At 60.4% G+C, this 12,558-nt stretch carries 10 protein-coding genes; 2 read left to right on the top strand and 8 right to left on the bottom strand.

Going from position 1 to position 12,558, the window contains the following annotated elements; all coding sequences use genetic code 11:
• Positions 1–47 precede the first annotated feature (47 nt).
• Positions 48–2,051, top strand: coding sequence for a CocE/NonD family hydrolase (locus CCGE525_RS28930; RefSeq protein ID WP_120707672.1), 2,004 nt, complete (start codon positions 48–50; stop codon positions 2,049–2,051).
• Here CCGE525_RS28930 and CCGE525_RS28925 read toward each other — a convergent pair whose 3' ends face one another.
• The 3 genes from CCGE525_RS28925 to CCGE525_RS28915 all read right to left on the bottom strand — a co-directional run bounded on the left by CCGE525_RS28925 (position 2,052) and on the right by CCGE525_RS28915 (position 6,147).
• Entirely contained in the window at positions 2,052–2,972 is a 921-nt protein-coding gene (locus CCGE525_RS28925; RefSeq protein ID WP_120707671.1) for an alpha/beta hydrolase, read from the bottom strand. It lies immediately after the preceding gene.
• Positions 2,973–3,089: 117 nt separating this feature from the next.
• Positions 3,090–4,925, bottom strand: a complete 1,836-nt coding sequence (locus CCGE525_RS28920) for an ABC transporter ATP-binding protein (RefSeq protein WP_120708682.1) — start codon at positions 4,923–4,925, stop codon at positions 3,090–3,092.
• A gap of 22 nt (positions 4,926–4,947) precedes the next feature.
• On the bottom strand, positions 4,948–6,147 hold the full coding sequence (locus CCGE525_RS28915) for an aminotransferase class V-fold PLP-dependent enzyme (protein WP_120707670.1): 1,200 nt from the start codon (positions 6,145–6,147) through the stop codon (positions 4,948–4,950).
• Positions 6,148–6,256: 109 nt separating this feature from the next.
• Between CCGE525_RS28915 and CCGE525_RS28910 the strand changes: the two genes are divergently transcribed.
• Positions 6,257–7,096, top strand: coding sequence for an IclR family transcriptional regulator (locus CCGE525_RS28910; RefSeq protein ID WP_120707669.1), 840 nt, complete (start codon positions 6,257–6,259; stop codon positions 7,094–7,096).
• A gap of 15 nt (positions 7,097–7,111) precedes the next feature.
• On the opposite strand, the gene CCGE525_RS28905 is transcribed toward CCGE525_RS28910, so the two are convergent.
• From CCGE525_RS28905 to CCGE525_RS28885, 5 genes are read right to left on the bottom strand one after another with little or no spacing between them, the layout of a single operon-like run.
• On the bottom strand, positions 7,112–7,609 hold the full coding sequence (locus tag CCGE525_RS28905) for a RidA family protein (protein WP_120707668.1): 498 nt from the start codon (positions 7,607–7,609) through the stop codon (positions 7,112–7,114).
• 39 nt (positions 7,610–7,648) lie between these two features.
• Positions 7,649–8,851 (bottom strand): amidohydrolase/deacetylase family metallohydrolase, encoded by a 1,203-nt coding sequence (locus CCGE525_RS28900; RefSeq protein WP_120707667.1) that lies wholly within the window; start codon positions 8,849–8,851, stop codon positions 7,649–7,651.
• A gap of 3 nt (positions 8,852–8,854) precedes the next feature.
• Positions 8,855–9,724 carry an ABC transporter permease gene (locus CCGE525_RS28895; protein WP_120707666.1) on the bottom strand — a complete coding sequence of 290 codons (870 nt, stop codon included), beginning with the start codon at positions 9,722–9,724 and terminating at the stop codon, positions 8,855–8,857.
• A complete protein-coding gene (locus CCGE525_RS28890) occupies positions 9,724–10,665 on the bottom strand; it encodes an ABC transporter permease (protein WP_162950339.1) in 942 nt (313 codons plus the stop codon). The genes CCGE525_RS28895 and CCGE525_RS28890 overlap by 1 nt, the downstream gene beginning before the upstream one ends.
• 58 nt (positions 10,666–10,723) lie before the next feature.
• Positions 10,724–12,205, bottom strand: coding sequence for an ABC transporter substrate-binding protein (locus tag CCGE525_RS28885; RefSeq protein ID WP_425375922.1), 1,482 nt, complete (start codon positions 12,203–12,205; stop codon positions 10,724–10,726).
• Positions 12,206–12,558: the final 353 nt, after the last annotated feature.

Genomic DNA, 12,558 nt, shown 5'->3' with positions numbered 1-12,558 from the left:
TCCACGCGCTATAATCATCATCCTCGCAATATCGGAATGAGCCCGTCATGACTGACCGCAGCTTCACTGTCATCGAAAACCATTGGATCACGCTTAAGGACGGCACGCGGCTTGCGGCGCGTATCTGGATGCCCGACGGCGCTGAAAGCGATCCGGTACCGGCGGTGTTCGAATTCCTGCCTTATCGCAAGCGCGACGGAACGAGCCCTCGCGATGAATCGACCTACCCGGTATTTGCCGCCGCCGGCATCGCCGGTGTTCGTGTCGATATTCGCGGCTCTGGCGAATCCGATGGCGTTATCGACGGCGAATATACCGAACTTGAGCTCGCCAATGCCTGCGAACTGATCGCCTGGATCGCGGCACAGCCCTGGTCGAACGGCTCCGTCGGCATGATGGGCATTTCCTGGGGTGGCTTCAACAGCTTGCAGGTCGCAGCGCTCCGCCCGCCTGCGCTCAAGGCGGTGATATCGATCGCCTCAACAGTCGACCGCTATAATGACGATATCCATTATAAGAATGGCTGCCATCTCTCGGCGCAGCTCTCCTGGGCCGCAACTATGCTCGGTTATCAATCCCGCTCTCCCGACCCCGATATCGTCGGCGATCGTTGGAAAGATATGTGGCTACAACGCCTGGAGAATGAGCCATTCTTCATGGAAGAATGGCTGCAGCATCAGCGCCGCGACGATTTCTGGCGGCACGGCTCGATCTGCGAAAATTTCGCTGACGTCAAGGTTCCCGCCCTTGTCATTGCCGGCTGGGCGGACGGCTATCGCAACACGCCGCTGATGGCCGTCGAAGGTCTCGGCAATAGGGCAAAGGCGCTGATCGGTCCGTGGGTCCATAAATATCCGCATTTTGCCTGGCCGAAGCCCCGCGCCGATTTCCACGGCGAGGCGATCGCCTGGTGGAACCGCTGGCTGCGTGGCGATCAAAATGGTGTCGAGGGCGTGCCGCAGGTGCGCGCCTATATTCTCGACGCGGTGAAGCCGGCACCGCGCCGCGATTTCGATCCGGGCTTCTGGATCGCCAAGCAGGATTGGCAGAAGCCGGAGATGCAATGCTTTTATGTCGAGCAGTTCGGCACGCTGATAGAAGGCATGCCGATCCCGCATGCGCCGGAACATGCCGTCTATCTGCGCTCGCCGCTCGATACGGGTACGACTTCCGGTGAATATTTCACCTTGAAACCCGATGCCGAAATGGCGCTCGACCAGCGTCTCGACGATGCCGGCTCGCTGACCTTTCAAACCGCACCGCTGGTCGCCGATCATGACTATCTCGGCTGTCCGGTCGTCACCCTCCGCCTGCGCTGTGATGCCGAGACGGCAAATCTTTGCGCCCGGCTTATCGATCTTCACCCGGACGGTACCGCGACGCGCGTCTCCTTCGGCGTCCTTAACCTCGCCCATCGCGAAGGCAACGCCGAGCCAAAGCCGCTGAAGAAGGGCGAACGCACCACGGTCAGGCTGACGCTGGATGCATGCGGCTATCGATTCCGAAAAGGCCACCGCATCTGCCTTTCGCTTTCGACTTCATACTGGCCGATGATCCTGCCGCCGCCGGAAAATCCAGGCCTGACGATCGATATCGCCTCCATTGGTTTCGGTCTGCCAAAGCTCGGCGCACATGAAGCCATCGATATCAAGCAGCCGGACAGCCCCGACCCGCTGCCGAAATATATCGAACATGCCCCGGCCTTGACGAAGCGTCAGGTCGTGCGCGATCTCTCCGCTAACAAGACCCATTATGAAATCCGCGAGGATACCGGCCTTTTCGAACATCCGGGCACCGGACTTTCCACACGCCAGCTCCGCGAAGAGGTCTGGTCCATCGCGCCGGACGATCCGCTGTCGATGAGTGGAACCTCGATCTGGACATGCGACATGCGGCGGCCGGGATGGTTCGTCCGCACGGTGGCGATGGCGACGATTTCTTGCACGGCAACCGAATGGATCATCCGCGCGTCCGTCATCGCCTTCGAAGACAATACGCAAATTTTCGAAAAACTCTTCGAGGAAAAGCGTTTCCGGCGCGATCTGATGTGATCAGTTCGATCCGGCAAAATGCCTGGCTGCCTCGCATATGGCGCGGAAACCGGCACGCGCGCCGTCGCTCATATGCCGCGCGCGCAGCCAGGCATGCACCATCTGCGGCTCTTCGCGAAACCAGACCTCGACACCCGCCTCGGCGAGCCTTGCCGCATAGTTGCGGCCGTCATCACGCAGCGGATCAAAATGCGCGACCGTTATGAAGGCCGGCGGGAGGCCGGCAAAAGACGATGAGGCAAGAGGCTCGACGACCGGATCGCCAGCGGGCGCCTGCAACACGCTGCGATAATAGCCGACGTCGGCGGTCGTAAGCCCCGGCGCATTCGCCATCTCCTCGTAGGAACCGGAAACGAGGTCGCCGCCAAGCGCCGGATAGATCAATATCTGCCCGACAATGCCGGAGAGCTCCTCTCCCTTTGCCCGAACGGCGAGCCCCGCCGCCAGATTGCCGCCGGCGCTGTCGCCGATCAGCACGACGGTCTTTCCCTCGGCAAGCAACGACTTGAGAACGCCATAGCAATCATCCGTCTGCGCAGGCCAGCGATGTTCAGGTGCCAGACGATAATCGACGGACACCAGTTCGGCCCCAGCATGGTCGGCTATTTCGGCGCAGATTGCATGATGGCTCTCGAGCGAACCGACCACGAAGCCGCCGCCGTGAAGATAGAGCAGACATGTAGAGGTCCGGATCGTCCGCGGCGGATAACGCCTCACCGGGATTCTCCCCATCACGGCGTCATCCTGCGTGCGCATGCCCTCAGGCAGCGGGCGATCGAAGCGGCTGCAAAGTGCATCATACCATTGCCGCTGCTGCTCGATGGAAGCCGTCACGGCATCGGGCGGATAGAAGGAATCGCAGATCTCCATGAATTGCAGAATGCCCGCCTCGGTCGGTCGGGGTTGCTGGGAAAAATCCATGGGATCTCCTCAAGATAAGGCTCGTTGTGCAACCATAACATCATCGACGCAAACCGTTTATCCAGGGACGGCTTGCGACACTGCAATGACGACATGGATGCGCCGAACCTCCGGCCGTCAGAGCGCAACCTGATGACCGGGCGAGATCTCCACATATTTCAGCGGCTGCATCGTGTGGTTCGGAGGCCGGATTGGGCTTTTCAGCTCGTCTGCAGCGATGCCGTGCTTCAATTTTCGCCGCGCCGGATCGGGTACCGGCACCGCCGACATCAGCTTCTTGGTATAGGGGTGTTGAGGGTTCTCGAACACCGCTTGGCGCGGCCCGATCTCGACGATTTCGCCGAGATACATCACCGCGACCCGGTGGCTGACGCGCTCGACGACGGCCATGTCATGGGAAATGAACAGGAAGGCGAGGTTCAGGCTTTGCTGCAGGTCGAGCAGCAGGTTGATGACCTGTGCCTTGATCGAAACGTCGAGAGCGGAGACACTCTCGTCCGCGATGATCACCTTGGGATCGAGGGTGAGCGCCCTGGCAATGCAGATGCGCTGACGCTGCCCGCCGGAGAACTCGTGCGGATAACGCGCCGCCATATCAGGCGAAAGGCCGACTTTGACCAGAAGGTCCGCGACCTTGTCGCGTGCCTCTTTCGCCGTTCCCATCTTATGTTCGAGATAGGGTTCGGCGACGGCAGCACCGATCGTCATGCGCGGATTGAGGCTCGCAAAGGGGTCCTGGAAAATCATCTGCACCTTACGGCGCATATCGCGCAGACCCTTGCGGTCAAGGGCCAGCATCTCCTCGCCGTCGACAAGCACGGAGCCGCTTTGCGGCTCTATCAGCCGCATGATGGCACGGCCCGTCGTTGACTTGCCGCAACCGGATTCGCCGACCAGCGACAGCGTCTCGCCGGCCTGGAGATCGAAGGAGACGTTCTCGACCGCATGCACCCTGCCCTGCAGCCGGCCGAAAAGACCGGAATGGATGTCGAACCGTTTGCAAAGGTTCTTCACCTCCAGCACAGGTCGCTGCATCGCTGCGACAGTATCGGCAGCCTCCATCAACGGCTCCGCTTGGCCGGTTTCGCTGTTGACGACAGGAAACCGCAAGGGCCGCTCGCGCCCCTTCATCGACCCGAGCACAGGAACGGCCGAAAGCAGCGCGCGTGTATAGGAGTGCGTGGCGTGGAAGAAGATCTCGCTGGTCTCGCCCGTTTCCACCTGCTCGCCGCGATACATGACGATGGTGCGGTCGGCGATCTCGGCGACTACGCCCATGTCGTGGGTGATGAAGAGGACGGACGTTCCCTGCTCTTCCTGCAGCATTTTGATGAGATCAAGTATTTGTCCCTGAATGGTGACATCGAGTGCCGTCGTTGGTTCGTCGGCAATCAAAAGCTTCGGGCGCGAGGCCAGCGCCATGGCGATCATCACCCGCTGGCGCATACCGCCGGAAAAGCGGTGCGGATATTCGTCGAAGCGCGAGGCGGCCGATGGGATGCGCACGCGCTCCAGGAGCCGGATCGTCTCCGCCTTCGCTTCGGCCCTGGACATCTCACCATGGCAGAGCAGCGCCTCGGAAATCTGGTCGCCGATGGTGAAGAGCGGATTGAGGCTGGTCATCGGCTCTTGGAAGATCATCGCGACATCCTTGCCGCGTACCTTGCGCATTTCGCTTTCTGGCAGCGCCAGAATATCGCGCCCGCCGAGCATGATACGGCCGGTAATCCGGCTCATATCCTGCTGCAAGAGCCGCATGATCGACAGCGACGTGACGCTCTTACCGGAACCGGATTCCCCGACGATCGCCACGGTTTCTCCCGGCGCCACGGTGAAAGACACGTCACGCACCACCGGCTTCCAGGCGCCCTCCACCAGGAAGGAGGTCGTCATTCCCTCCACCGAAAGCACCGGCTCGGCGATCTGTGAAGTCTGCGAGTCGCTGCTGGCCATCATGATCCCCTTGTCCACCGCCTCAATCCGGCCAACGCAACAGACCATCGAAACGGCGGCGGCTGCGATCTTCCAAGGACGTGGCGATGATCTCGTTCGAGGCCTGCGCCCTGTCGAGCTCTTCGCCGATGCGGGCCGCTACGATCACCTCCTCGCCCGGATGCAGATTGCAGGGATCAAGATAGAAGTAATTGTGCTCGACCTCGTGGTCGCGAACGATGATTGGCGGTGTTCCCCGTGCCAAGGCGACGGCCAGATCCCAGGCGGTGATGTGGGCCTCGCGCGGATCGATGGCTAAACGCAGCCGGTCAAGCGGATTGTTGGTCGGATCAGGCTCGATTACCGCCTCGACGCCGGGGCGGCCCTCGAAACGGTCGTGCCAGAGACGGAGATAGCTAGTCTCGCGCTCGCGGATGCCGGCATGGTCGCGCGTCTCCCAGGCTTCGAGTGCCGCCATGACGCCGAAGATGCTCTCCTTGCCGACCTTCATGCCGCGGCCGATACCGAGATTTTGCAAGAAAGTGTTGCGCACCATGTCCTTGCGTCCCGCGACGATGCCCGAAGTCGGACCGCTGAGGAATTTGTGGCCGGAGTAGAGAACGAGATCCGCGCCCTGCTCCAGGAAGATGCGCAGATCATATTCGGAAGCCGCATCGACAATGACGGGCACGCCCTTGGCATGGGCGATCTCACAGAATTCCTTGAGGCTCAACATGCCGTAATTGACGACATGATGCGAAACGACATAGAGGGCGGCCGCCGTCTTTTCGGTAATCGCGCCTTCGAGATGATGCCGGTATGTCGAGGTCGCCTGGCCGATCAGCACGACCTTGCCGCCCGCAAGCCGTATCGCCTGGTCGACCGGCGCGCCATAGCTCACGACATGTCCCATCTGAACGATGACTTCGTTCTTGTCGCCGCGCACGTCGGGGAGACGCTCAATCGCGGCAAGGTCGTTGCCAGTGATGGCGCCGGCGACCGCCAGGCTGATGCCCGCCGAGCAGGAGGCCGTGACGAAACCCGCCTCGCCGCCCGTCAGACGCGCGATAACCGCACTCGCCTTGCGCTGCAGGTCGTTGATTTCAACGAACTGCGGCAGGATGGATCCCATTGCCGCAATCGCCTGCGGAACCACGATCGATGCGCCAAGGCTCGTCATCGTGCCCGAGACGTTGATGACGGGGCGAAGTCCGACGGACGGACGAATATCTTCATTCGGCATGGGGATCTCCAGATTTTTTTGCTGGCGAGGTGGTGCTTGCAGTTCCGAACCATCGACAGCTATGCCATAATTATGTAACAAACCACCGATTTGAACGGGAGTTCGGTTTTTGGACGCGAAGACATCACCCATCGGCTACTCCGAGAGCGAGGCAGTCAGCGAAAATCACGGCGACGCCGTCAAGGGCGCGCGGCGCTCGCGGGTCAGCGGCATCGATCGGGCGCTGCAGGTCATCGATCACCTCTACGAAACCGGCGCGCCCTGCGGTGTCTACGCCGTTGCCAAGGCGATCAGCGCACCGCTCTCGACCGTGTACGTCATCGTCGACGACCTCGTTGAGAAAAACCTGCTCAGCCGCAATGCCGACGGCACCATCTGGCTTGGCTCCCGCCTCTATCACTATGGCCTGGCCTATGCCCGATCGCTCGATTTCATGAGCGTCGCCACCCATGAAATGCACGATCTCTGCCGGCAGGCCGGAGAAACCGTTCAGGTCTGCGGCCGCGACGGCGACCACATGCTCGTTCTCGCCATGGCCGATGGCCCAAGCCACTTTCAGGTGGCCTCGCGCGTCGGCACGCGAGTACCGCTCAATTGGACGGCTTCCGGCCGCCTGCTCGTCGGTCATCTGCCGGAGGAAGAACGCATCGAACTTTTCAGGCACTGCGCACGCACCTCTCCGACCGGCCGCGCCGATGTCGATCCCGTGACGCTGTCGACGGCTGCGGCAAAAGCGCTGGAAGCGCGCCTGTCGATCCAGGCAGGGGAATCCGACTATTCCGTCGCCTGCATCGCTTCGCCCATATGCGATCGCGACGGCCAGTGCGTCGCCACCATCTCTATCGTTCTGCCGGAGCAGAAAGCCTTCTCCGACGAGGGCCACTATGTCGCGCAGGTGCGTAGCTCGGCGGAGAAGATCGAAAGACTGATGGGCTGGCGCGGTCATTGATGTCCTGTCCTTCCCTCAGCCGTGCAAAGCCACGATCGCTTCGATCTCGACGGTGATATTGCCTGGCAACGAGCCGAAGCCGACAGCGGAACGGGCGTGCTGACCGGCTGCTCCGAAAACCTCGATGAACAGGTCGGAACAGCCGTTGATGACGCTCGGATGATCAGCGAAATCCGGGGTGGCGTTGACCATGCCCAAAAGCTTCACCACCCGCTTGACGCGCTTGAGATCGCCGAGCGCGTCCTGCATGACGGCCAGCAGGTTGATGCCGGTCAGCCGGGCATGGCGATAAGCCTGTTCGATGCCCACCTCAGCGCCGACCTTGCCGAAATGCATGGTGCCGTCGGCTTCGCGCGGACCTTGGCCGGATAGGTAAAGCATGTTGCCTTCGAGAACATGCGTTACGAAATTGGCGATCGGCGGCGGCGGTGGCGGCAGCGCGATGCCGAGGGTGGAGAGGCGCTCATAGGGCGAACCCTGTGCGCTCTCGGCTTGGGCTGAAGACTGGTTCACACAAACTCCTGTCGTATAATCATAAAATTCTAAGTTCGGCTAATGGCCGTGGCCATGGGGTGTCAGTTTTCGCGCCCGCGGGATGTAGCGGCTTGCCGCAACGGCCTCACTGCCGATGACCGCGTAGCGCGGTTCAAAAAGCTGCTTCAACATGGCGGTATCGCCCATCGAATCCACCGCCTCGATATCGGACTCCACAAGATCGAAGATGGTGAATTCAGCGCGTTCTCCGACCGCAAGTCGATTGATAAGCGGCAACTTGATGGCCGAGGCCGGCGCGTGGGTGACCGCTTCGATCACCTTCTCGAAGGGCATGTCGACCGACAGGAGCTTCGACATCGTCGTTGCGAGATCCCAGACCGGGAAATTCAGCGATCGGTTATGCAGATCGGTGGAGATCGAGAATGGCAGAAGCCCACGCTTGATCGCCGCCTCGGCGACACGGAAGGAGAAGGACGCGCCGCCATGGCCGATATCGAGACGGATGCCCTCGCCGGCGCAGCGCTCGGCGAGATCGAAAAGATCCTCATCCTCCATGATGCTGCTGCCAGCCTTGCCGTTGAAGCAGTGCGTGACGATGTCGCCAGGTCCGAGAACCTCCAGCACCTCGTCATAGAGTGCAGGCGGCTCGCCGACATGCACCATCATCGGGATCTTCAATATCTTGGCGATCTTCTTGCCGAGCTTGACGGGTGTGATGCCCCAGGAGCCGGTGATGACATGGCTCGCGCGTACCTTGATGCCGACAATATGCTCGCTGTTGTCGGCATAGACCTGAAGCATCCGGTCGAAATCGATCGAGCGGATGTCTATCAATTCGCTGACGCGATTGCAGGCGACGAGGCCAATCGAGCCGAGATTGAGAAACGCCTTGATGCGTTCGCGTGCCGGCTCGATGATATATTCGCGGAAACCATGGAAATTCGCTTCGCCTGCCGAGCCGGCATCGACCAGTGTCGTCACGCCGCGTTCAACGCCACATTCTGAGGGACGAAGGGAGATATCAGTCCCGCCATGCCAGATATGGACGTGTAAATCGATCCAGCCTGGCGACATCCAAGCGCCCTTTCCATCGATCCGTTCGACGTCGGCGGAGACCGCAAGCGACGGCCCGACCTCGGCGATACGCCCATCCGCGCCGATCAGCACGTCAACGACGCCGTCTGACGTCGCCTGTCCGAAAGCCATCGGCTTGACGTTGGCGATCAGCAATGGCCGTTTCGGTTCATATCCGGAAGACATGAGCTACAAGTCCTTTCGAAGTCTGGGATCGAGAATGTCGCGCAATCCGTCGCCGACCATCTGCAGCGACAGGACGGAGAGGATGATAGCGAAGCCTGGGAACAGCGTCATCCAGTTGGCCTGGTCGAGATATTGCCGGCCGGCGGCGATCATCGTTCCCCAGGTCGGAATGTCGGGGCTGACGCCAAGGCCGAGGAAGGAAAGGCCGGCTTCGGCGAGCATGGCATTGGCGAAAAGGAAAGTGCCCTGCACCAAGATCGGCGACAGCAGGTTTCTGAGCACATGTCGCGTCATGATATGCAGCGTCGAGACGCCGAGTGCGCGCGCCGCCTCTACATAGGGCAGTTCGCGGATGACCAGCGTCGAGGCGCGAACGATACGCGCGAGCCGAGGCGCATAGACGATGCTGAGCGCAATAATGACAGTCGTCAGCGACGGCCCGAGCGCTGCGACCAGCGCGATCGCCAGCAGGATGTCGGGAAAGGCCATCATCGCATCGATCAGCCGGGCGATCGGCGTATCCAATTGCTTGAAGAAGCCGGCGAGCAGACCGAGCGTGACGCCTATGACAGCCGCCAGTGCAACGACCGCGCCGCCGACCAGCAATGATAGGCGGCCGGCATAGATGGTGCGAGTGAAGACATCCCGGCCGAACTCATCGGTGCCAAAGAGATGAATGAGGCTCGGCGGCTTCAGCCGGTTGACGATGGACAGCTTAGCCGGCGCATAGGGCGCGATCAGCGGCGCAAAGACGGCGAGCAGCACGAAAATCGTCAGCACGGCGACGCCGAAAACGACCGTCTTGCGCTTGAAGAGACGCCTGACGAATTTGCGGCGCTCGGCGCCGGCGGTCATGTCTGATATCGCGGCCATCAGTAGCGCACCCTCGGATCGACCAGCAGATAGAGCATGTCGATCGCAAAATTGATCAGCACATAGAGCCCGGCAATGACGAGCAGTGCGCCCTGGATCACCGGATAGTCGCGCCGCAGCACGGCGGACACCACGAGATTGCCGATGCCGGGCAGACTGAAAATGGTCTCGGTCACCACCGCGCCGGAAATCAGCACCGCGGCGGTCAGACCGATGACGGTCAGGATCGGGATCAGCGCATTTTTCAACGCGTGCTTCAGGATGACCTTGCGTTCGATGAGACCTTTTGCCCGCGCGGTGCGGATATAATCATCACCGAGCACATCCAGCATCGAAGCGCGAGTAAACCGCAGGATCAGTGCCGAGGAGACGACACCGAGCACGATCGAGGGTAGCGCCAGGTGATACATCCGATCCACAAATGATGAGCCCGGCCCGCCATATCCGGAGACGGGGAAGATACCGTGGCGAACGGCGAAGGACTGAATGAGGATCAGGCCCAGCCAAAAGCTCGGAATGCTGGCTGCTAGCATGGCAAGCGCCGTCGCCGCTTGATCGAACAGCGAACCGCGACGATAGGCGGAATAGATGCCGATCGGCAGGGCGATGATGCTCGCGATGATCAACGAAAACACGGTCAGAAAGAACGTCGGCTCGGCGCGTTCGAAAAGCGCCGCCGTCACAGGCTCATTCAGAAAGATCGACTGACCGAGATCGCCCTGCAAAAGCTGGCCGAAATAATAGAGATATTGCAGGGCGAGCGGCTGGTCGAGGCCGAGCCGGGCTCTGAGGCTGGCGATGTCCTGCGCGGTCGCATCCGGACCGAGCATGACCGCGGCCGGATCGCCGGGGGTGACGCGCACGATCACGAAGACGATCGTGACCACGAGGAACATCACCACGATCATGCCGAAGAGGCGCTGAAGGATATAGCGTATCATGTCTTGTCCGATCCTTCGGCCGCGTCAATCGCGGCCGGAATGACGAGCCTAAGGGCTGCTACTTCTTGATCGACGCATTCCAGAAATATGGCCAGGGCGCGGCCTCGACCCCTTCAAGCTTCTGCGATTTGGCGGCGAGCGCATTGAAGTCGCCGATCTTGATCAGCGGCACTTCGTCGTAGATCACTTTTTGAACATCAGCCCACGCCGCCTGGCGCTTGTCGGGATCAACGGCGGAATTAAAGGCATCAACTGCGGTCTTTCGCGCCGGCGTGTCCCACCAGCCAGGCGAACTCGTCGACATTTGGCCCATCAGAGCCGGCTCGGGCAGGAAAGGACTGTGGGTGATATAGATGTCCCACAGCTTCGGATCGGCACGGCGTTGCGTGAGTGTCGCCCAATCAACCACCTGCATATCGACATTGAAGCCGGCCTGCTTCAGATATTCGGCAGCAACCTGCGCCATCTTGTAATGAAATTCATACTGGCGGCTGGTGAGGATACGCAGTGGCTCGCCATTATAGCCCGCCTTCTTCAGCAGCGCGCCGGCAGCCTCGGGATCGGCGACATTATAGGCGCCCTTCGTGCCAGCATCTGTGCTCCAGGCATAGGGCTTCGGATAAAGTGCAGCATCGAGCGAATAGAAATCGGTACTGCCGAAGGCGGCGGCAAGCATGTCTTCCATGCTGAGCGCGGTGCGCACCGCCTTGCGGATATCGACATTCTTGGTGATGCCGTTCGCCGTGTTGAAGACGAAGACCGGATAGCCGAAGGGCTTCAGCATGACCGGCTGGGACGCTGTCGAGCCTTTTACGCGGTCGAAGGATTCGACCGGCAGCGAGTCGACATAGTCATATTGACCGGCAACCGCCGCCTCGACGCGGGTATTGGCATCGGGAACTGGGACAAAGCGGATTTCATCGAGATATTGATGCCGGGCGCCGCCATAACCATCGGCCTCGCCGTCGCGGGACCTATAACCATCGAAGCGCACCAGCTGAATATATTGATCCGCCTTGCGCTCCTTCAGCATGTAAGGGCCGGTGCCGATGAAGACGGTCATCGGGTCTTCCTGATGCTTGGCCGGAATGATGATCGCCGCCGAATTATTAAAGGCGAGCAGAGAGAGAAGCGGCGCATAAGGCTGCTTCAGCACGATCTTGACCGTCGAGGGATCGACCGCCGTAATGCTGTCGATGATACCGGCTGTCTGCTTGCCGCGTGAGGCAACCTTGGTCCAGCGATTGAGCGAGGCAACGACATCGTCCGAGGTCATCTCGCTGCTGTCGTGGAACTTGATGCCGGTGCGAAGCTTGATCGTATAGGTTTTGCCGTCGGCGCTGATGTCGGGCATGCTGTCGGCCAGAAGCGGCGTCACCTTCCAATTCTTGTTGAAGGTGAAAAGGGTCTCGAAAATATGCTGCGAGACGATGCCGACCAAATCGGCCGTCGACGCCATCGGATCCAATGTCGGCGGCTCGCCGATCGTCGCGACATTGATCACACCGCCTTTTTCCTGCGCCAGAAGCGCCGACGGCATGATGAGAAGAGCTGCTCCCAGAAGAAAGGCAAATTTGTTTCGCACGATATCATCCCCTTGATTATTCCGTTATTACGGAATATTAAATGTTATAATGGAATGATAGCTGTGGTGAGCACGATGTCAATATGGTGGGGAATATCGGGAGGGCGTCTTGGCGCGATGCTATTGGCCGGCACAGTGGAAACCACGCCAACAGCAGGACCGACGTCCCATCGCGACGGCGATCTCGAAAGCATCATTTATCTGGTAGAAGGCGGGGCACGTGCACTTGGTAAAAAGCCGGGCCAAGCGGCCGAGGCAAAAGCCGTCAGTCGTAATTACCTGCGGCGGTATCTAATGCCCTGCGGGGT

The organism is Rhizobium jaguaris, from assembly GCF_003627755.1.
Lineage (GTDB): Bacteria > Pseudomonadota > Alphaproteobacteria > Rhizobiales > Rhizobiaceae > Rhizobium > Rhizobium jaguaris.
The sequence above is the reverse complement of the archived record's forward strand: the minus strand, read 5'-3'. Positions and strand labels throughout refer to the sequence as shown.